Source organism: Pseudomonas sp. A39 (assembly GCF_058145955.1).
On sequence record NZ_JBYVMD010000053.1, the window covers coordinates 1 to 18,754 of the forward strand.

The 18,754-nt window shown below is 60.0% G+C and carries 19 protein-coding genes; 7 read left to right on the top strand and 12 right to left on the bottom strand.

Features of this window, described 5'->3' with window-relative positions; genetic code table 11:
- From AC3ZU9_RS27185 to AC3ZU9_RS27195, 3 genes are all read left to right on the top strand, one after another.
- Window positions 1-905: RHS repeat-associated core domain-containing protein (locus AC3ZU9_RS27185; protein WP_490091588.1), on the top strand; the 905-nt coding region annotated here is incomplete at its 5' end.
- A 3-nt stretch (window positions 906-908) separates the two neighbouring features.
- Window positions 909-1,541, top strand: a complete 633-nt coding sequence (locus tag AC3ZU9_RS27190) for a hypothetical protein (protein ID WP_154846069.1) — start codon at window positions 909-911, stop codon at window positions 1,539-1,541.
- Between the two features lie 192 nt (window positions 1,542-1,733).
- The gene (locus AC3ZU9_RS27195; protein ID WP_012722965.1) at window positions 1,734-2,096 is read left to right on the top strand and encodes an Mpo1-like protein; all 363 of its coding nucleotides are present in this window, start codon (window positions 1,734-1,736) and stop codon (window positions 2,094-2,096) included.
- A gap of 2 nt (window positions 2,097-2,098) precedes the next feature.
- On the opposite strand, the gene AC3ZU9_RS27200 is transcribed toward AC3ZU9_RS27195, so the two are convergent.
- The 3 genes from AC3ZU9_RS27200 to AC3ZU9_RS27210 form a co-directional block, all read right to left on the bottom strand.
- Complete coding sequence (locus AC3ZU9_RS27200) at window positions 2,099-2,896, bottom strand: acyl-CoA thioesterase (RefSeq protein WP_012722964.1); 798 nt, start codon at window positions 2,894-2,896, stop codon at window positions 2,099-2,101.
- A 90-nt stretch (window positions 2,897-2,986) separates the two neighbouring features.
- Window positions 2,987-3,748, bottom strand: a complete 762-nt coding sequence (locus AC3ZU9_RS27205) for a CHAD domain-containing protein (protein WP_012722963.1) — start codon at window positions 3,746-3,748, stop codon at window positions 2,987-2,989.
- Between the two features lie 41 nt (window positions 3,749-3,789).
- Window positions 3,790-4,068, bottom strand: a complete 279-nt coding sequence (locus AC3ZU9_RS27210) for a hypothetical protein (RefSeq protein ID WP_012722962.1) — start codon at window positions 4,066-4,068, stop codon at window positions 3,790-3,792.
- A gap of 237 nt (window positions 4,069-4,305) precedes the next feature.
- Here AC3ZU9_RS27210 and AC3ZU9_RS27215 point away from each other — a divergent pair, with 237 nt between their 5' ends.
- A complete protein-coding gene (locus tag AC3ZU9_RS27215) occupies window positions 4,306-5,343 on the top strand; it encodes a patatin-like phospholipase family protein (RefSeq protein WP_012722961.1) in 1,038 nt (345 codons plus the stop codon).
- 114 nt (window positions 5,344-5,457) lie between these two features.
- Here AC3ZU9_RS27215 and AC3ZU9_RS27220 read toward each other — a convergent pair whose 3' ends face one another.
- The 6 genes from AC3ZU9_RS27220 to kdpF all read right to left on the bottom strand — a co-directional run bounded on the left by AC3ZU9_RS27220 (window position 5,458) and on the right by kdpF (window position 13,510).
- Window positions 5,458-6,147: a response regulator gene (locus AC3ZU9_RS27220; RefSeq protein WP_043204998.1), complete on the bottom strand. Its 690-nt coding sequence runs from the start codon at window positions 6,145-6,147 to the stop codon at window positions 5,458-5,460.
- A 37-nt stretch (window positions 6,148-6,184) separates the two neighbouring features.
- Complete coding sequence (locus tag AC3ZU9_RS27225) at window positions 6,185-8,836, bottom strand: sensor histidine kinase (protein ID WP_102060874.1); 2,652 nt, start codon at window positions 8,834-8,836, stop codon at window positions 6,185-6,187.
- Between the two features lie 123 nt (window positions 8,837-8,959).
- Complete coding sequence (gene kdpC, locus AC3ZU9_RS27230) at window positions 8,960-9,505, bottom strand: potassium-transporting ATPase subunit KdpC (protein WP_043204996.1); 546 nt, start codon at window positions 9,503-9,505, stop codon at window positions 8,960-8,962.
- Between the two features lie 138 nt (window positions 9,506-9,643).
- Window positions 9,644-11,701, bottom strand: a complete 2,058-nt coding sequence (kdpB, locus tag AC3ZU9_RS27235; RefSeq protein WP_490091589.1) for a potassium-transporting ATPase subunit KdpB — start codon at window positions 11,699-11,701, stop codon at window positions 9,644-9,646.
- Between the two features lie 15 nt (window positions 11,702-11,716).
- Window positions 11,717-13,411 (bottom strand): potassium-transporting ATPase subunit KdpA, encoded by a 1,695-nt coding sequence (gene kdpA / locus AC3ZU9_RS27240; RefSeq protein WP_046035051.1) that lies wholly within the window; start codon window positions 13,409-13,411, stop codon window positions 11,717-11,719.
- Between the two features lie 9 nt (window positions 13,412-13,420).
- Window positions 13,421-13,510 carry a K(+)-transporting ATPase subunit F gene (gene kdpF / locus AC3ZU9_RS27245; protein ID WP_003218754.1) on the bottom strand — a complete coding sequence of 30 codons (90 nt, stop codon included), beginning with the start codon at window positions 13,508-13,510 and terminating at the stop codon, window positions 13,421-13,423.
- Window positions 13,511-13,912: 402 nt separating this feature from the next.
- Between kdpF and eat the strand changes: the two genes are divergently transcribed.
- Window positions 13,913-15,277 carry an ethanolamine permease gene (eat, locus tag AC3ZU9_RS27250; RefSeq protein ID WP_010211919.1) on the top strand — a complete coding sequence of 455 codons (1,365 nt, stop codon included), beginning with the start codon at window positions 13,913-13,915 and terminating at the stop codon, window positions 15,275-15,277.
- Between the two features lie 112 nt (window positions 15,278-15,389).
- Window positions 15,390-15,557, top strand: coding sequence for a DUF2897 family protein (locus tag AC3ZU9_RS27255; RefSeq protein WP_012722955.1), 168 nt, complete (start codon window positions 15,390-15,392; stop codon window positions 15,555-15,557).
- A gap of 74 nt (window positions 15,558-15,631) precedes the next feature.
- Here the strand turns inward: AC3ZU9_RS27255 and AC3ZU9_RS27260 are convergent, their stop codons facing one another.
- Both AC3ZU9_RS27260 and AC3ZU9_RS27265 read right to left on the bottom strand, forming a co-directional pair.
- The gene (locus tag AC3ZU9_RS27260) at window positions 15,632-16,480 is read right to left on the bottom strand and encodes an urea carboxylase-associated family protein (protein ID WP_122809793.1); all 849 of its coding nucleotides are present in this window, start codon (window positions 16,478-16,480) and stop codon (window positions 15,632-15,634) included.
- Window positions 16,481-16,495: 15 nt separating this feature from the next.
- Window positions 16,496-17,140: a GntR family transcriptional regulator gene (locus tag AC3ZU9_RS27265; RefSeq protein WP_046035052.1), complete on the bottom strand. Its 645-nt coding sequence runs from the start codon at window positions 17,138-17,140 to the stop codon at window positions 16,496-16,498.
- A gap of 132 nt (window positions 17,141-17,272) precedes the next feature.
- Between AC3ZU9_RS27265 and AC3ZU9_RS27270 the strand changes: the two genes are divergently transcribed.
- Window positions 17,273-17,851, top strand: a complete 579-nt coding sequence (locus tag AC3ZU9_RS27270; protein WP_490091590.1) for a TetR/AcrR family transcriptional regulator — start codon at window positions 17,273-17,275, stop codon at window positions 17,849-17,851.
- A 21-nt stretch (window positions 17,852-17,872) separates the two neighbouring features.
- Here the strand turns inward: AC3ZU9_RS27270 and AC3ZU9_RS27275 are convergent, their stop codons facing one another.
- Window positions 17,873-18,205, bottom strand: coding sequence for a ComEA family DNA-binding protein (locus tag AC3ZU9_RS27275; RefSeq protein WP_490091591.1), 333 nt, complete (start codon window positions 18,203-18,205; stop codon window positions 17,873-17,875).
- Window positions 18,206-18,754: the final 549 nt, after the last annotated feature.

The following is an 18,754-nucleotide window of genomic DNA, read 5'->3' on the forward strand; positions in this document are numbered from 1 at the left end:
CCGCCAGCTACCGCTACGACCCGTTCGGGCGGCGTATCAGCAAAACTGTCGGCGACGTAACCACCGAGTTCTTCTGGCAAGGCGACACACTCATCGCCGAGCACCACGCGGACCGTCACCGCAGCTATGTCTACGAACCCGAAACCTTCCGCCCGCTCGTCCTGCTGGAAGGCTTCGGCCCAAATGAAACCAAGGCCTACCATTACCAACTCGACCACCTCGGCACCCCACAAGAACTCACCGACACCGAAGGGGAAATCGTCTGGTCCGCGCACTACCGCGCCTACGGCGAAATCACCCGGCTCGACATCGGAAAAATTGATAACCCGCTGCGCTTCCAGGGCCAGTACTTCGATCAAGAAAGCGAACTGCACTACAACCGCCATCGCTACTACAATCCGGATGTTGGCCGTTACCTAACACCGGACCCGGTGAAGCTGGCGGGTGGAATCAATGGATATCAGTACGCGCGTAATCCTACGGGATGGGTGGATCCGCTAGGCTTAAGCACGTGCCCTGGCGGTAATGGATGTAAATCAACACACAACGCTGACGAGCCGGGAAAACCTGCCAAGGTAGACGAAGGCGATGCGGAGCTCCCTAAGGGCGCTGATAGCAAACTATCTAGACGTGGTGCATTTAAAAGAGCAAAAGCAATAGGTGGAGTTCCAAAAAATCAACACCCAATTCAAATACGTCGAGAAAAGATCAAAGATCAAGACCAACACACGATGGGCAGGGTGTATATATTTGAACTAAAAGAGCTCCAAATAGAGATTCAGGAACACTCACTTGGCCACAAAAAAGGAAACCTTGGTCCACACTTCAATACGAAGGCCACCATTGACGGAAATGCAGTCCCATTAAAAAACCACACAGACAACCACTCATACTTCAGGAAATAAAAAATGGAAGCAGTATTTATCAGAGAGCTAGGCATACATCCCTGGGACCAGTTACACCCTAGCAATGATGAAAACTATATTACGGTCACACTGCTTCACCAAGATTACGCAGGCGCTTGGAAAGCCTGGTGTGAGTTCAGCTCTTTACTTACGAAAAAATGGCCAAATATTGTACAATGGCACACGAAACTATTACCGTACTACAGTAAGACTCAAGAGTATCTTTCACTAAAAAACTTCGCCAAAAGCTCCCAACCAGGAGATATTTTCAGAAAAAATGAATCAACCGGAATTTACTCTAGAGTAATTCACTTAGATCCTGATCCATTTCACATAGATCCTAATAGTATGGCCTGCTATCGAACATCCGTAACACTGATGCAAGAAAGCAACAGCACTCTTGAAAACTTATGGCAAAACTTAAGTCAGCTCACAGACATTTCAAAAACTGAAGACTTTAAATTAATACTTGCTGATGAGCATTCTATTTCTTTCAGATTCTATGATGCAGAAACACATGGCGTGGCCCAACTCATTTGCCATTCAGAACATCTACCGTTTCTGAACGAAACAATAAAAAAAATGAACTTGGAAGAAATTCAGCAGGAAGGTGTCTACGCGTATATCCACAGTTAGCCTGTATGGGCAACGACGACATTTATTTATTTTACGTGCGCGCCCAATCAAAAGCTGAATCTTGGATTACTAATGGATCTCTATTTTTTCCCGCTAAGGCTATAGACCCCATAGCCAACCCCAATTCGCCCCCCCACCCAACCCCGCCTAAACTCTCTCCATGTTGTTTCAACGGACAGAGGATTCACCATCATGGGCAAACGTCATCCCAATCTCCCCGCCTGGCAATGGCGTAACTACCCGCAGAACCATCAGCACCCGACCAACCTGGCGTTGCACCTGATTGCCGTGCCGCTGTTTATCATCGGGTTTCTGTTGATCGTGTCCGGTGTGTTCAGCCTGAGCCTGGCCAGTTTTGCCATCGGGGTTGTCGGTATCCTGGCCGGCTTGGCGCTGCAGCGGCATGGCCATAGCCTGGAAGCCCAGGCCAGTGAGCCGTTCAGTGACCGTAATGATGCGGTACAACGCCTGGTGGTCGAGCAGTTCGTGACCTTTCCGCGTTTTGTGTTGAGCGGTGGCTGGTGGCGTGCCTGGCGGCAGCGCCACAGGCATTGAGGTCAGGCGAAGACCACCACGGTCTGGCGGCTGATGGCGATGAGTTCGCCGGTCGGGCTCCATAGCGCCGCTGCGGCATGGCCGTAGCCGTCGCGGGCGTGCTCGATGTTGACGTAGTACTGGCACCAGTCGAGAGTCGTGAGGTCTTGCAGGGGCTGGATGAATTCGATGGTCCACGTCAGGGTGCTGCCCGGTGCCGGTTTTTTGAGGTGCGGCAACAGTGCCGGGGGCCAGGCATCGACCAGGGCGAGTATATGTGCCTCCGTCAGTGGCTCTTCTTTCACATCTCCACGTAACCGCACCCAACCGCCCATATCGCGGGATTTGTTGCCGGTGAACGGCAAGCCGCCGACGCTCCAGCGCATTGCCAGGTGGCGCATGAATTCGGGGGTGACGCCCTTGATATAGGGCAGCTCCTGGCACTCATCCCAGTGTTTGAACACGGGTGGTGCTTGACTCTCAACCGCAATTTCCGACTCACGGGACGCGCCAAAACTGGCTTGTACCAACGTTGCCACTTCTCCGTTCTGCACCACGCGGCCGAGCAACTGGCTGACCGCTTTGCCTTCGCGTAACACTTCGACTTGATAACTGGCGCAAACGTCGGGCGCTACAGGGCCGACGAAGGTGATTGCCAGCGACCGCAGCGGGCGATCGGCCGGCACTTGGGCACGCAGGGCTTCGTATTGCAATGCGGCGACCAACCCACCAAAGGTCGCGCGACCCTGGGCCCATTCGGCGGGGATGGTGACATCCAGCGGGTTGCTACGGGCGGCATCGAGCAAATCACTAAAGCGCATAGCGGTCTCACATCAAGAGGAACAGATGAGCGATCTTAACCATCGAACCGGCCAGGTACAGCGCCTATTCCGGCCAAAAGCCGGACCGGCTCAGAAACAATCGGCGCTGAGTTTGTCCAGCACCCGATCCGCCTGCCCTTCAGCCTTGGCCATGGTGCGATGCCACACCGCAACACAAGGTTGCAGATCCGCCTGATGCTCGGCTTGCGCCAACCATTGCCAGCAATCATGCCAATCCCCCAAGGCGCCTTGGGCCTTTTTCAGCCGCGACAGGGCGTTGGCAGGCAACTTGTCCAATTCGGGGTAAGCCTCAGCGGCGTAACGCACACGCTTGATCAACAACCGCAGGCGATGGCGATCATGGTCGGGGTCCTTCAACGCTTCATCGAGCTTCTGCCATTGCTTGGCCAAGCGTTTTTCGATGCGAGCACGCAAACCTTTGAGCAATTTCTGGTGTTCAGAGGCCCGGATAAAACGTGGGAAAGCGTCGAGGATCAGCAGCAAATGCGCGAGCTCCGGGCTCTGCGCCACTTGGCGATAAGCAGCGGGTTGCAGGCGCAGTCGCCGGTCGGCGGCCTCGTGATGACCCTGCTGGAGTAAATAAGCCGCCAGCACCTCGCGGTCGCGTAGCGGCGTCGTCAATTGGCCGACAGTACGGGCGGCCGATTCAAGCTGCTCAACCCCAGGCAACCCACGCAAGGGGCGCAACAAACTGCGCAAACGGCGCACGGTGGTGCGCAGGTCGTGCAGGGCTTCATCGTCGGTGACGGCGGCGAGGCGAGCCTGGCAGCTCAGTAACCCTACTTCCAGGCCAATGACCTGAGCGACTAACTGATCGACCAAAGCTGACATTCTGCCCTCGCTAGCTGATGAAATGTCCTACTCACAGCAGGTTAACGCCCTGCGCGAGACTCTCGGATATAGAACCGCGCTTTCTCGGCCTTGTTGGAGCAGCCTTCAAACGCCTCGAACTGTTGCTGGGTCTTGGCCCCTGTCAACAAAGACAAGGCTTTGGAATAGCTCACGGTCCCGGCAAAACCTTCCGCCTTGGCCAAGTCCAGCTCTTTCCAGGCGGCGTCCAGTTGCGAGCCGCAGCTATCGCGATACGCGGTTTTCCCGGCGCAACCGGCAAGGGCCAACACGATCACAGGCACACACATCCAGGCTTTCATCGATGACACCTCAAAATAAAGAAAAAACAGTCGTACGCTGTAGACGTTGCCTACATGGAAAAGTGCCTGTCCTTAGCCTGAAATCGATAGTACCTATAGCAAAGCAGTACCGCAGCAATACCAGAGCATACCCGAGCACTGCGGCTATCCTGGAAAAATATTGCAGGCCCCGCGAAGATTGAAGCCGCCCCCTCAATGGGTGCATTGTGGGCACCTGCCTTGGGGAGGACATGGACCATGAATAAACGTGTTGCCTTGGTGCTGGGCTCCGGCGGGGCCCGGGGCTACGCGCATATCGGCGTGATCGAGGAAATCGAACGGCGTGGCTATGACATTGCCTGTATCGCCGGGTGTTCCATGGGGGCAGTCGTCGGCGGGATCTACGCCGCCGGCAAACTGGATGAATATCGGAACTGGATTGAAAGCCTCGACTACCTCGACGTGCTGCGCCTGGTCGACGTGAGTTTTCGCTTGGGGGCCATTCGTGGCGAGAAAGTCTTCGGGCAGATCCGCAAGATCGTCGGCGAGATCAATATCGAAGAGCTGCGCATCCCCTACACCGCCGTCGCCACCGACCTCACCAACCAGCAGGAGATCTGGTTCCAGGAAGGCTGCCTGCACCAGGCCATGCGCGCCTCGGCGGCGATTCCCAGCCTGTTTACTCCGGTGATGCAAGGCAATCGCATGCTGGTCGACGGCGGCTTGCTCAACCCTCTGCCCATCGTGCCGGTGGTGTCGAGCCACTGTGACTTGATCATCGCGGTCAACCTTAATGCCACCAACCAGAAGCACTACCAGTTGCCGGTGATCCAGCGCCCGCCAGCGTTCAAGAGTCGCTTCAACAACTTGGCGAAATCACTCGGTTCGCACTTGCCGTTTCGCCGCAAGCAGGCCGAACAACTGATGAAGCTGGAGCAGGAAGCCTTGGAGGCCCAGGCGGCGGAGATCAACCCGTGGCTGGAGTCTGCCGAGCCCGAGTCCCAGCAACCCGCCGCCGCGCCGGAAAAGCCCGGCGCCCCCAAGTCGGCGACCGGTTCGTTCATCATCGATAACGTCGGCCCGGCGTCGCTGCTCGACCTGATCAACCAGAGCTTCGAGGTGATGCAGACGTCGCTGGCGCAGTACAAGATTGCCGGTTATCCGCCGGATGTGTTGATTAACGTGCCAAAGCGCGTGTGTCGGTTTTTCGAGTTCTACAAGGCGCCGGAGTTGATCGCGCTGGGCCGGGAGATTGCCAGTGACACGTTGGATCGCTATGAGAGTGAGCAGCGCTGAGATCGTTGGTGATGCTGATGGCCCCATCGCAGGCAAGCCAGCTCCCACATTTGGAATGCATTTCCCTGTGGGAGCTGGCTTGCCTGCGATGACGCCAGAGCAAGCACCAACGATCTACCCGCCTAACAACCGATACCCCACCCCCGCCTCAGTCACGATAAACCTTGGCTGGGTCGGGTCATCCGCCAGTTTCTGCCGCAGATGCCCCACCACAATGCGCAAGTAATGGCTGTCTTCGGTATGGGTCGGCCCCCAGATATCCTTGAGTAACTGTTGCTGGGTAATCACCCGCCCCGGATGCCGTGCCAGTTGCGCCAGCACCGCATATTCCTTGCGGGTCAACGCCACTTCCGCCCCGTCCAGCAGCACCCGGCGATAGGCCAGGTCCACCGTCAACGGGCCAAAACTCAAGGCCGCTTCCTGCGCTTCACCGGCCGGGGCCTGACGCAGCAACGCGCGCACACGGGCGAGAAACTCCTGGATGCCGAAGGGTTTGGTCACATAGTCATTGGCACCGCTGTCGAGGGCCTCGACCTTCTGCCCTTCGCTGGCCCGTACCGACAGCACCAGCACCGGCACCGTCGACCATTCGCGGAATTCGCGCAGCACCTGCTGGCCGTCCATGTCCGGCAGGCCAAGGTCGAGCACCAGCAAGTCCGGCTTGCTCAGCGCCGCCTGGGCCAGGCCTTCGGTGCCGGTGCCGGCCTCGATCACTTTGTAGCCCTGGGAGGCCAGGCTGATGCGCAGGAATTTGCGGATCTGCGGTTCGTCATCAATGACCAAAATCGTCGCGGTCTGGCTCATGGTGTCCAATCAAAATCCGTGGAGAAAGCAGGGTAGCTCATGCCTCGCGCTCCAGGCCAGGCTGTGTCGGCAAGGGCAGGAACAAGGTGATGCAGGTGCCGCGCCCGTCGATACCGTCGGCCACGCTGATATGCCCACCGTGAGCACCGACCATGCCTTGGCAGATCGCCAGGCCCAGGCCTGTGCCCTGCCCGCCTCGATCACCGCGAGCGGCGGTGTAGAACATGTCAAAGATCTTTGCGCGCTCGTCTTCGGGAATCCCGGGGCCCTCATCAGCCACGGCGAAAAACAGCTGGTTATCCAACACCCCGGCACTCAGTTGCAAGCGGCCTTGCGGCGGTGAAAAGCGTGCGGCGTTTTCCAGCACATTCACCAGGGCCTGCTCGATCAACGCGGCATGCACATACAACAACGGCAGCTCCGGCGGCACATCGGCACTCACCTGCAACGGCGCCAATACCGCCCGCAAACGACCGAGGGCGCTGCCGACGATATCGCCCGGCGAGACCCAATCCCGCGCCAGTTTCAACGCACCGTGGCCAAGGCGTGTCATGTCCAGCAAGTTCTGGATATAGCGATCCAGGCGCTCGGCCTCATCGCGGGTGCCCTCGAGCAATTCGCGGCGATCCTCCAGGGGAATGGCCTCACCGAGTGCCAGCAGGCTGTCGATGCTGCCGCGCATGGAGGTCAGCGGCGTGCGCAAATCATGGGACACCGAAGCCAGCAACGCACTGCGCAGTTGTTCGGTTTCGCCATGCAGCCGAGCGGACTCAAGCTCCTGGGCCAGTTGCGCCCGCGCCAGTGCCTGGGCCAGCGGTTGGCTCAAGGCGGTCAGCAAGCGACGGCGTTGACCGCTCAATTCCAGACCGGGCTTGGGACTGACCCCCAGCAACCCCAGCGGGCCCTCTTCGCCCGACAGCGGCCACCACCACCAACGCCCGAACGGCAACGTGCCGGTGCCCATGCCCGCCGGTTGATCGTGCTGCCAGGCCCAGTCGGCGGCGGCGCGCTCGGCTTCGGTCAGCGTCAGCGGGCCCCCGGTCTCGATCGCCCAGCCGCCCTGGCCGTCGCGGTTGACCAGGCACAGGTCGAGGTCGCTCCAGCCTTCCAAATGATGCGCCGCCGCGCTGATCACTGCCTGGCGATCGGTAGCGGCGGTGAGTTTGCGTGACAGGTCCAGCAGTTCGCTGGTTTCTTCCTGGGTATCGCGCAGCGCCTGCAACTGGCGGCGTTGGCGCGCAGCCAGGTTACCCGTCAGCGCCGCCATCAACAGAAAGAACAACAGGGTCAGCACGTCTTCTTCGCGCTGGATGGCGAAGGAAAAATTCGGTGGGATAAACAGGAAGTCGTAGGTCATGAACGACAACCCCGCACACACCAAAGACGGCCCCAGGCTGCTGCGCACCGCCACCAGCAATACCGCGGCCAGGAACACCAGCGAGATATTCGGCAACGGCAACACGCTGGACACCGCCCAAGCCACTGCCGCCGCAACCACCGTCGCCACGACCGCCAGTGCGTAGTCGAACCACACCAGCCCGCGCACCTCCGGCAAACGGGGCGACGCGGGCATGTCGTCGCTGTCGAGGATGTTGATTTCCAGACCCCGCGCATGACGCAGCAAGCGCGCGGCCAGGCCACCCCCGAATAACCGACGCCGCCAACGCATCCGCGATTGCCCCACCAGCAACAAGCTGGCACGGCGTTCGGCGGCATGCTGGATCAGCGTCTTGGCCACCTCCCCCGCCCGCAGCAACACCACCTCACCGCCCAGGCGTTCGGCCAGTTGCTGGGCATTCTGCAGCCGTAGCCTCGACTGCTCATCCCGCGCCCGGCCGTTGTCGATATGCACCAGGCTCCACGGCAAATGGCGACGCTGGGCAACGCGGCTGGCATGGCGCACCAGGCGTTCAGCCTGCGCGTCGCCATCCACACCCACCAGCAAGCGCCCGCGCACTGCCGGCGCGGACTGGCCCAGTTGGCGATAACCCTGGGCCAGATCGTCATCGACGTGGGCGGCGGCGGTTTGCATCGCCAACTCGCGCAGGGCCATCAGGTTGGTCTGGGTGAAAAACGCATCGATGGCCGCGCGGGCCTGTTCCGGTACGTAGACCTTGCCATCGCGCAAGCGCTCCAGCAATTCGCGGGATGGCAGGTCGATCAGCAGCAGTTCGTCGGCCTCTTGCAGCACCCAGTCCGGCAAGGTTTCGCGCACCTGCACGCCGGTGATACCGCGCACTTGGTCGTTGAGGCTTTCCAAGTGCTGGACGTTGACCGTGGTAAACACGTTGATGCCGGCGGCAAGCAATTCCTGGATATCTTGCCAGCGTTTTTCGTGGCGACTGCCGGGGGCGTTGCTGTGGGCCAGTTCGTCCACCAACACCAGCCTGGGCTTGGCGGCGAGCAGGCCGTCGAGGTCCATTTCTTCGAGCATCACGCCGCGGTATTCGCTGCGCAGCAAGGGTTGCTGTGGCAGGCCGCTGAGCAACGCTTCGGTCTCGGCGCGACCATGGGTTTCGACCACGCCGGCAACCAACCGCACACCTTGGCGCAACTGCGTGTGCGCGGCCTGGAGCATCGCGTAGGTCTTGCCCACCCCCGGCGCAGCGCCGAGGAAAACTTTGAGCCGGCCACGGCCGTCCCGGGGCAGATCGGCTAACAGGGCGTCGGCGCGGCCGGAGTCGCTCATGCTCGGGTTCCTTCAGATGTTTATTGGTTGCACCTCAGGCCGCCATCGCGGGCAAGCCCACTCCCACACTTGGAATGCATTCCCCTGTGGGAGCTGGCTTGCCCGCGATGCCGGAGCCACTGTCTACAACTTTTCCAGGGCCATATTCAGCGCCAGCACATTCACCACCGGCGGGCCCACCAACGGGCTTTCGATGTGTTCATCCAGCAACCGCTGCAGGGTCGACACCGGCACATTCCGCGCCGCCGCCACCCGCGCCAGTTGATAGGCAATCGCCTGGGGTGGCAAGTGTGGATCAAGACCGCTGCCAGAGGTAGTCAGCGATACCAAGGGCACCGGCCCCTGGCTCGGCACTAACTGTTTGCTTGCGTCATCGAAGATACGCGTCGCCAGCGCCGGGTTGCTTGGGCCGAGGTTACTGGCGCTGCTGGAAACCGTCGCAAAAGCACCGGCAGACGGACGCGGGTGGAACCAGCCGTCGCCGGTAAAGTCCTGGGCGATCAGGCTGGAACCGCGCACTTTGCCGCTGGCGTCGCGTACCAGACTGCCATTGGCCTGGTCCGGGAAAGCCACTTGGGCGACGCCGGTCACCACCAATGGGTAGGCGACGCCAGTGATCAGGGTCATGAGCACCAGCAGGCTCAGGGCCGGGCGGACAATGTTGGACATATTCAAATCCTCAATTCAGTCGAGAAACCCCTGTGGCGAGGGAGCTAGCTCCCGTTCGGCTGCGTAGCAGCCGCAGAGCTTGGGACCGCTGCGCGGTCCAACGGGAGCAAGCTCCCTCGCCACACAAGAAGGGTTCGGTTACACCAGGTGCAGCGCAGTCAGCAGCATGTCGATCGCCTTGATGCCCACGAACGGCACCAGAATCCCGCCCAGCCCGTAGATCAACAGGTTGCGCCGCAGCAACGCCGCCGCACTCGCCGCCTGCACACGCACACCGCGCAGCGCCAACGGAATCAGCACCACAATGATCAAGGCGTTAAACACGATGGCGGAGAGAATCGCGCTCTGCGGGCTCTGCAAGTGCATCACGTTGAGCACGCCGAGTTGCGGGTAGATCGAGGCGAACAACGCCGGCAGGATCGCGAAGTACTTGGCCACGTCGTTGGCGATGGAGAAGGTGGTCAGCGCGCCACGGGTCACCAGCAATTCCTTGCCGATCTGCACCACGTCCAGCAGCTTGGTCGGGTCGCTGTCGAGGTCGACCATGTTGGCGGCTTCGCGAGCGGCCTGAGTGCCGTCATTCATGGCCATGCCGACGTCCGCCTGGGCCAGCGCCGGGGCGTCATTGGCGCCGTCACCGCACATCGCCACCAGGCGACCGTCGTTCTGTTCATGGCGAATGCGCGCGAGTTTTTTCTCCGGCGTGGCTTCGGCCAGCACATCATCCACGCCCGCTTCGGCCGCAATCGCGGCAGCGGTCAGCGGGTTGTCGCCGGTGACCATCACGGTGCGGATGCCCAGTTTGCGCAGTTCAGCGAAGCGCTCACGAATGCCGGGCTTGACCACGTCCTTCAGGTGGATCGCGCCGAGCAACTTGCCATCGGCACACACCAGCAACGGGGTGCCGCCGCTTTGGGCGATCTTGTCGATTTCCCGCGACAGCGCGGGCTGCAGGTCGCGACGTTGTAGACCGATGAACGCCAACAGCGAATCCACCGCGCCTTTGCGAAATACGCGGCCCTGATAATCGACACCGGACAACCGCGTTTCGGCACTGAACGGCACGGCCGTCAGCTCGTCCGCAGTCGGCTCGGCCTGAGGGTGCAAGGCGCGCAGGTATTCGACGATGGACTTACCTTCCGCCGTGCCATCCGCCAGCGAGGCAAACAACGCGCCTTCGGCCACTTCCTTGCCACTGACGCCAGGCGCCGCGACCACCGCCGCGCAGCGACGGTTACCAAAGGTGATGGTGCCGGTCTTGTCCAGCAGCAACACATGCACGTCGCCCGCCGCTTCCACGGCACGCCCGGACTTGGCGATGACATTGAGGCGCACCAGGCGGTCCATGCCGGCGATACCGATGGCCGACAACAAGCCGCCGATGGTGGTAGGAATCAGCGTCACCAGCAGTGCGACCAGGAACACCAGCGGCAAGCTGCCATTGGCGAAGTGGGCGAACGGTTGCAGGGTTACCACCACCAACAGGAAGATCAGGGTCAGGCCGATCAGCAGGATATCCAGCGCCACTTCGTTGGGAGTTTTCTGGCGTTTGGCGCCTTCCACCAAGGCGATCATACGGTCGAGTGTGGACTCGCCGGGGTTGGCGGTGATGCGGATCAGCAGCCAATCCGAGACCAGGCGGGTGTTGCCGGTGACGGCCGAACGGTCGCCGCCGGACTCACGGATCACCGGTGCGGACTCCCCGGTGATCGCCGCTTCGTTGACCGCCGCAATACCTTCGATGACTTCGCCGTCACCGGGGATCATTTCCCCGGCGGCGACGCGTACCACATCGCCTTTGCGCAGGCTGGTGGCCGGCACGACCTTGAAGCTGCCATCCGCCTCCTTGCGGCGTGCGCTCAGGCCTTCGCTACCCGCCTTGAGGCTGTCGGCACGCGCTTTGCCACGCCCTTCGGCCAAGGCTTCGGCGAAGTTGGCGAAGAGCACGGTGAACCACAACCACACGGCAATCTGCACCGCGACGAACGTCGGCACGGCGGTGTCAGGCACGAAGCACAGCACGGTGGTGAGGATGGCGGTCAGCTCGACCACCAGCATCACCGGCGAGCGTTGCAGTTGACGCGGGTCCAGCTTGACGAACGCCTGGACCAGCGCCGGGCGCCACAGGGCTGAAATGGCGGTTTTGGCGGGCTCCTGGGTTTTGACCGGGGCCGCGTTTTTTGCAGGCATATTCATTTTCATATCCCTTTACTAGAAGCCCATGCTCAAGTGTTCAGCGATGGGGCCTAACGCCAGCGTTGGCAGGAAAGTCAGGCCGCCCACCAGCAAAATGGTCACGGTCAACAGGGTCACGAACAGCGGGCCGTGGGTCGGGAAGCTGTTCTGGCCAATCGGTGCGGTCTTCTTCATCGCCAGGCTGCCGGCCAGGGCCAGTACCGGAAGGATGTAGCCGAAGCGGCCGATCAACATGCCCAGGCCCAGCATCAGGTTGTGGAACGGCGTGTTGGCGCTGAAACCGCCGAATGCCGAGCCGTTGTTAGCACTGGCCGAGGTGTAGGCGTAGAGCAACTGGCTGAAACCGTGGGGGCCAGGGTTACTGATGGCACCGGCCGGGCCGGGCAGGCTCGCGGCAATGGCGCCGAGCACCAGCACGCCAACCGGCATCACCAAGAGGGTCACGACCAGCAATTGCACTTCCTTGGCCTGTAGCTTTTTGCCCAGGTATTCCGGGGTGCGGCCGATCATCAGGCCGGCGAGGAACACCGCAATCAACACGTTGAGCAACATGCCGTACATGCCGGCGCCGACGCCGCCGAAGATCACTTCGCCGACCATCATGTTGACCAGCGCAACCATGCCGCTGAGGGGGTTGAGGCTGTCCTGCATGCCGTTGACCGAACCGTTGGACGCCGCCGTCGTCGTCACCGACCACAGCACCGTACCGGTGGTGCCGAAGCGTGCTTCCTTGCCTTCCAGCGGCGCGGTTTGCTCCACGGCCGGATTATTGAGGGTCGGATTGGGCTGGTATTCGGCCCACAACGAGGTCGCGCCGCCGATCAGGAACAGCGCCAGCATGCAGCCGAGGATCGCGCGGCTCTGACGCAGGTCTTTGACGTAGTGGCCGAAGGTGAACACCAGCGCCACCGGGATCAGGATGATGGCCGCCAACTCAAACAGGTTGGCCCATGCGGTCGGGTCTTCAAACGGGTGTGCCGAGTTGACACCGAAGAAGCCGCCGCCGTTGGTGCCCAATTGCTTGATCGCAATCTGGCTCGCCGCCGGGCCCAGGGGAATCACTTGATCCACGCCTTGCATTGTCACGGCGTCAACGTAGTGAGCGAAGGTCTGCGGCACGCCCTGCCACACTAGGAACAACGCCAGCACCAGGCACAACGGCAGCAGGCCGTAGAGCGTGGCGCGGGTCATATCGACCCAGAAGTTGCCCAGCGTCTTGGTGGATTTGCGACCGATCCCACGGCAAAGCGCGACCAAGACCGCCAGACCGGTCGCCGCGCTGACGAAGTTCTGCACCGTCAGGCCGGCCATCTGGCTGAGGTAACTCAGGGATGCCTCACCGCTGTAGGACTGCCAGTTGGTGTTGGTCATGAAACTGACCGCGGTGTTGAAGGCCAGGGTCCACTCCTGCCCCGGCAATTTCTGCGGGTTCAGTGGGAGGTAGTCCTGGAACAGCAGGATCGCGAACAACAGCAAAAAGCCCGCGAGGTTGAACGCGAGCAAGGCCAGCATGTATTTCTGCCAGCTTTGTTCTTGCTGCTCATCCACGCCCGACAGGCGATAACAGGCACGTTCCACCGGGCCCAATACCGGCGTGAGCCAGGTGCGCTGCCCCTCCATCACCTTGTAATAGAACCGCCCCAGGAACGGTGCCGGCACCAGTACCACGGCGAAGAAGGCGATGATCAGCCAATAGTCATAACTGTGCATAGCCCGCTCCTAGTTCCGATCCGCGCGTAACAGCGCAACCAGCAGATAAATGAACAGCGCCACGGCCAATAGCAGTGACACCCCGTCCAGAACGCTCATGGAAGTCTCTCCGTTTAGCGGCGAGTGCCGCGTGTAGGGCAATTGTCGGCAGGAGTGGTGTAAAGGAACGAGAGCGAGGGTGTGGGTGGGGCGTAAAGACGGCGTAAAGAGTGGGTTTATACGCAGGTTACAGAGAGATTTTTGGTGATTGGGAAGGCCTCATCGGGGGCAAGCCCCCTCCCACATTTTGACCGGTATACGCAGGCCAAGTGTGGGAGGGGGCTTGCCCCCGATGAGGCCCGCACAGCCACTCCCGCACTTATCTGGTGCGATACCGGACATGTTCAAACGCCAAACCATCCCCAGCGCGACAGTTGCGCAGCTTTACGACAATGATTCCCAGCCTGGCATGTCCGCTGCAACACCTTGAATCATTCCAACCGGTTCAGGGAGAGCAACACAATGAACACACAACTCAAACCCACCTTGGGCACCCTGCACTTATGGGGTATTGCGGTCGGGCTGGTGATTTCCGGGGAATATTTCGGCTGGAGCTATGGCTGGGGCGTCGCCGGGACCTTGGGCTTCCTGGTGACCTCATTGATGGTCGCCGCAATGTACACCTGCTTTATCTTCAGCTTCACCGAACTGACCACCGCCATTCCTCACGCAGGCGGGCCGTTTGCCTACAGCCGTCGCGCTTTTGGCGAGAAAGGTGGCTTAATCGCCGGGCTCGCGACATTGATCGAATTCGTCTTTGCGCCCCCCGCCATCGCCTTGGCCATCGGCGCCTACCTGAATGTGCAGTTTCCAGCACTGGACCCGAAACACGCCGCCGTCGGCGCCTATATCGTCTTCATGGGCCTCAACATCCTCGGCGTGAAACTGGCCGCCACCTTCGAACTGGTGGTGTGCGTGCTCGCCGTCGCTGAACTGCTGGTGTTTATGGGCGTGGTCGCGCCTGCCTTCAGCTTCAGCAACTTCGCCCTGAACGGCTGGGCCGGCTCCGATACCTTCGGCGCCCCGGCGATTGCCGGGATGTTTGCCGCGATTCCTTTCGCCATCTGGTTCTTCCTCGCCATCGAAGGCGCGGCCATGGCGGCCGAAGAAGCGAAAGATCCGAAGCGCACCATTCCAAAAGCCTACATCAGCGGCATCCTGACCCTGGTGATCCTGGCCATGGGCGTGATGTTCTTCGCTGGCGGCGTGGGCGACTGGCGCACCCTGTCGAACATCAACGACCCGCTGCCACAAGCCATGAAAACCGTGGTCGGCGACAGCTCCGGCTGGTTGCACATGCTGGTGTGGATCGGCTTGTTTGGCCTGGTAGCGAGCTTCCACGGCATCATCCTGGGTTACTCGCGCCAGTTCTTCGCCCTGGCCCGCGCCGGGTACCTGCCTTCTTTCCTAGCCAAACTGTCGCGTTTTCAGACACCGCACCGCGCAATCATCGCCGGTGGCGTGGTCGGCATCGCAGCAATCTACAGCGACGGCCTGATCAACCTGGGCGGCATGACGTTGACCGCCGCGATGATCACCATGGCGGTATTCGGCGCCATCGTGATGTACATCATGAGCATGCTCAGCCTGTTCAAACTGCGTAAGACCGAACCGCTGCTGGAACGCACCTTCCGCGCACCGGGTTACCCCATCGTGCCGGGCATCGCGCTGGTGCTGGCGGTGGTGTGCCTGGTGGCCATGGCCTGGTTCAATGCACTGATCGGGCTGATCTTCCTGGGCTTTATGGTCGTGGGGTTCGCCTACTTCCAGATGACCGCGCAAGACCGCGCCGATGCACCGGCTGATGCGATGTTGACCGGGCTCTGATCTACTAAGAGGCAGAACGGGCCTACACTGAACTAGTAAGAAAGCCCGTCACTCAAAGCAGTTATTCCCGTGGGAAAACTCTCCCACGGCAATCTGCCTCAAGGAGAGCCTTATGCCGTGGTATGCATGGTTGATATTAGTGGTCGCCATCGGGTCGATCGTCGGTGGACTGATGATGCTGCGTGACAGCGCCAACAAAGTGGAACTCACCGACGAACAACGCAAGCGCGTGGCCGAGCGAAACGCCCAGGCGGACGCCAAGGATGCGCAGGATCGCTAACATAGCCGCCCTGACAAACAACCTGTGGCGAGGGCGCTTGCTCCCGCTGGCTGCGAAGCAGCCCCTCTAAAGCGTTACTCCCAATCCGCCTTGGCAATATGCAACCCGTGCTGCCCCTTATAGGCAGCACGCTCAGGCTGGCTCCAGCCACTCAGCAACGCCTCCTCCAATTTATAAATCTCAACCCCCAGCGGGCGGCACACCGTCAACGGGTCCTGCGCCTCCGGCCCCCACATCGGCAGCGACAAATCCCCACCGGGGCACGTCGACAACGCACACAACAAATCAATCTCAGCAAAGAACTCCAGGTAATCACCCTTCTGCGCCGGGCACGCCTTCATGAAATACATGTCGTCATGATTCAGGCCCGTGCACTGGAAAATATTCAGCACATCATGCACGTCGAATTCCGTCAGACCATGGGGTAAAACCGCGCGGGTCAGGTTCGAGTGGCAATGGTGATGGAAGTCCTCACCGGTGAGCATCCGGTTCACATACGGATCACAACGCGTGCCGAGCAAATCATGCAAACGCCCGCCGTGCTCATCAATGCCATAGCCGGCCAGACTGTCATCGGTGATCGTCACCAAGGGCCGCAAAAAAGGCAGGTTCGACCACAGCCGGTCATGGGTACTGACATGCGCGCCCTGCAACTGACGCGTACGCGCCGCCCACAAACGCTCGCGTGGGTCGTTGGCGTTCCACACATTAAAGTCACCCACCTGCGGCCCAACCGGCGTGGTCACACGAAACACATGCCCGGCCGGCACCTTCCACGCCCTGCCCGTGCGGATCGGCACTTCGAATTGCTCGATCAACGTGCGTTGCTGTTTTTGGTCACGGATACGCTCGTAAAACGCCGTGTCGACCTGCAACGCCGAACCTTTGCTGACCTGATAAGCGGCCGGATAGTCTTTGTACATAATGCAGATCCTCAATCAGGGGTGATTAAACAAAGCCAACGACAGGCGTTCCGAATCAGCCAGGTACAGGCTCATCGCCTGCCCCGCCGCCGGTTTGTCCTGCTGGACCAACAAGGTGTAAATCTCACGATCACGTTCCAACCAAGGCGACTGGAAACGCTGCTCATCGGGCGCAGCGCAAAACACCAGGCGCAATTGGGCGATCACTTGGGCAAAAAACTCATCGAACAAGGGGCTGCGCATCAACCCGACGATTTGCTGGTGAAACACCAGGCTATGAGTGGCGACTGCACGCCAGTCTTCGCGCTCACGGGCCAGGGTGGTGGCGTCGATGGCGTTCTGCATGCGCGCGGATTGATCCTCTGTCAAAGGGCCACTCTGGGCGATGGCCTGCAACTCCAGGGTGCGACGGACTACAAATAAGTCACGCACTTCCTCTCGCGCCAAGCGACGGACCATTACGCCTTTATTGCGCACATACCGCGTGAGCCCTTCCTGACCCAGACGGTGCAGCGCTTCGCGGATGGTATTGCGCGAGGCGTTATAGGCGGTCACCAGTTCGGCCTCAACCAACGGCATTCCCGGCAACAGCCGCCCGCCGATGATGTCGGCACGCAACTCCAGGGCGATCTGATCGGCCAGGGACAAACTGAGTGTCATGGTTACCTCACGATTGTTGAACAATCTTGTGCGTAGAGGTAATCACTTTTCGTGCCAACGGCCAAGGCTCAGGAGAGACGTGTAGATGGAGTCAAGTTGGTTAAAATGCCAGCCTGTCACCGAGGCCGCCCTATGCGTTATTCGTCCAACCACAAAGCCCAGACCCACCAACGCATCATCAAGGAAGCCTCCGTACGCTTTCGCCGCGACGGCATCGGCGCCACCGGCTTGCAGCCGTTGATGAAAGCGGTGGACCTGACGCATGGTGGGTTTTACGCGCACTTCAGATCCAAGGGTGAACTGGTGGAAAAAGCCCTGCAGGCCGCCGCAGCGGAGCTGGATGCCCATTGCGAAACGCTGTTCAGCCAGAAACGGCCGCTGGAAGCGTTTATTGACAGTTACTTATCGGAGTGGCACCTCAACTCGCCGGCTGAAGGCTGCCCATTGCCGACCATGTCTTCGGAGCTAGGGCTGAGAGGCCAGCACAGTCCGACGACGGATGCCGTACTCGACGCGCGGCTCAAGCAGATCGAAACGGCCTTGGGGGAAGGACAGAGTGATGCACAAAGCTTGGTGATGATGTCGACACTGGTCGGGGCCCTGGTGCTTGCCAGGAGTGTTGAGGACAAGGCACTCGCCATGCTAATCATGGAGGTGGTGCGAGACAGTTTGAAGACCCAGGTTTCAGAGGATCAAAAAGCCGGTCAGTGACCGGCCTCCCCTTGTATTGGCTTAGTTGATCACAAGCCTCTCGCGGTTTTTCTCCAGCAGAGCCTTGCCGATCCCCTTCACTTCCAACAACTCATCCACCGCCGTAAACGGGCCATTGCTTTCGCGGTAGGCCACGATTGCCTTGGCTTTGGAGGCGCCAATACCGAAGAGGTCACGGCGCAGGGTTTCGGCGTCGGCGGCGTTGAGGTTGACCTTGGCGGGTTGCTCGGCTTTGGACATCTGGGCAGTGATGGAGGTTGGGGCTTCGGGTTTGATGGAAGGGGCTGCGGTGGTGGTGACGGAGAGAGTGGTGAGGAAGGCGAAGATTAGGGAGGTGAGGTAGGTGTTTTGCATTTTGACGCTCCATGACATTGGTGAAGGAAAAGCAGCTTTTCCGAAGCTGCTTTTCCACGTTAGATGAAACTTCAACCAAGTCAAAAACCCTCATGTTACAAAGCGTGAACTCGTTGAAAATGCCATTATCGACAAAAACTTTAAGCAAGTCAGACACTTTGTTTAATCCGACCAAATATATAACAATTTAGTCTGACAGGTAGCTAAGCAGACCCGATTACCCGCCTCATCTGAAATCCCCATTACTTGATAAATAAGTGCCCGTCAAAAAGACTCTGTTTATAGCCTTAACGACGTTGCTTCTGTATTAGAGCAGCAACAATGCAATACCGGCGGTCTTACTAAAGCATTGTGCCAGCCGCCCGGCTTGCACCCACTCATTTCCGTCCGCCCCCCAGAGAGCTCCCTGAGAGCGACAGCTTGATGTCATCAATGCGGGACCGCAGGCTGGTATGGCCCAGATACAGTCGAGCTCAAAAGATTTAACGTAGGTGTATCGGCAGGAATGGGCTCGCGCGGAACACCCGCTCTGAATGAAGCGTTCACCGG

Excerpts from the sequence above, each read along its gene's own strand:
- AC3ZU9_RS27190 (WP_154846069.1), top strand. The coding sequence starts at position 909 with ATGGAAGCAGTATTTATCAGAGAGCTAGGCATACATCCCTGGGACCAG.
- AC3ZU9_RS27195 (WP_012722965.1), top strand. The coding sequence starts at position 1,734 with ATGGGCAAACGTCATCCCAATCTCCCCGCCTGGCAATGGCGTAACTAC.
- AC3ZU9_RS27200 (WP_012722964.1), bottom strand. The coding sequence starts at position 2,896 with ATGCGCTTTAGTGATTTGCTCGATGCCGCCCGTAGCAACCCGCTGGAT.
- AC3ZU9_RS27205 (WP_012722963.1), bottom strand. The coding sequence starts at position 3,748 with ATGTCAGCTTTGGTCGATCAGTTAGTCGCTCAGGTCATTGGCCTGGAA.
- AC3ZU9_RS27210 (WP_012722962.1), bottom strand. The coding sequence starts at position 4,068 with ATGAAAGCCTGGATGTGTGTGCCTGTGATCGTGTTGGCCCTTGCCGGT.
- AC3ZU9_RS27215 (WP_012722961.1), top strand. The coding sequence starts at position 4,306 with ATGAATAAACGTGTTGCCTTGGTGCTGGGCTCCGGCGGGGCCCGGGGC.
- AC3ZU9_RS27220 (WP_043204998.1), bottom strand. The coding sequence starts at position 6,147 with ATGAGCCAGACCGCGACGATTTTGGTCATTGATGACGAACCGCAGATC.
- AC3ZU9_RS27225 (WP_102060874.1), bottom strand. The coding sequence starts at position 8,836 with ATGAGCGACTCCGGCCGCGCCGACGCCCTGTTAGCCGATCTGCCCCGG.
- kdpC (WP_043204996.1), bottom strand. The coding sequence starts at position 9,505 with ATGTCCAACATTGTCCGCCCGGCCCTGAGCCTGCTGGTGCTCATGACC.
- kdpB (WP_490091589.1), bottom strand. The coding sequence starts at position 11,701 with ATGAATATGCCTGCAAAAAACGCGGCCCCGGTCAAAACCCAGGAGCCC.
- kdpA (WP_046035051.1), bottom strand. The coding sequence starts at position 13,411 with ATGCACAGTTATGACTATTGGCTGATCATCGCCTTCTTCGCCGTGGTA.
- kdpF (WP_003218754.1), bottom strand. The coding sequence starts at position 13,510 with ATGAGCGTTCTGGACGGGGTGTCACTGCTATTGGCCGTGGCGCTGTTC.
- eat (WP_010211919.1), top strand. The coding sequence starts at position 13,913 with ATGAACACACAACTCAAACCCACCTTGGGCACCCTGCACTTATGGGGT.
- AC3ZU9_RS27255 (WP_012722955.1), top strand. The coding sequence starts at position 15,390 with ATGCCGTGGTATGCATGGTTGATATTAGTGGTCGCCATCGGGTCGATC.
- AC3ZU9_RS27260 (WP_122809793.1), bottom strand. The coding sequence starts at position 16,480 with ATGTACAAAGACTATCCGGCCGCTTATCAGGTCAGCAAAGGTTCGGCG.
- AC3ZU9_RS27265 (WP_046035052.1), bottom strand. The coding sequence starts at position 17,140 with ATGACACTCAGTTTGTCCCTGGCCGATCAGATCGCCCTGGAGTTGCGT.
- AC3ZU9_RS27270 (WP_490091590.1), top strand. The coding sequence starts at position 17,273 with ATGCGTTATTCGTCCAACCACAAAGCCCAGACCCACCAACGCATCATC.
- AC3ZU9_RS27275 (WP_490091591.1), bottom strand. The coding sequence starts at position 18,205 with ATGCAAAACACCTACCTCACCTCCCTAATCTTCGCCTTCCTCACCACT.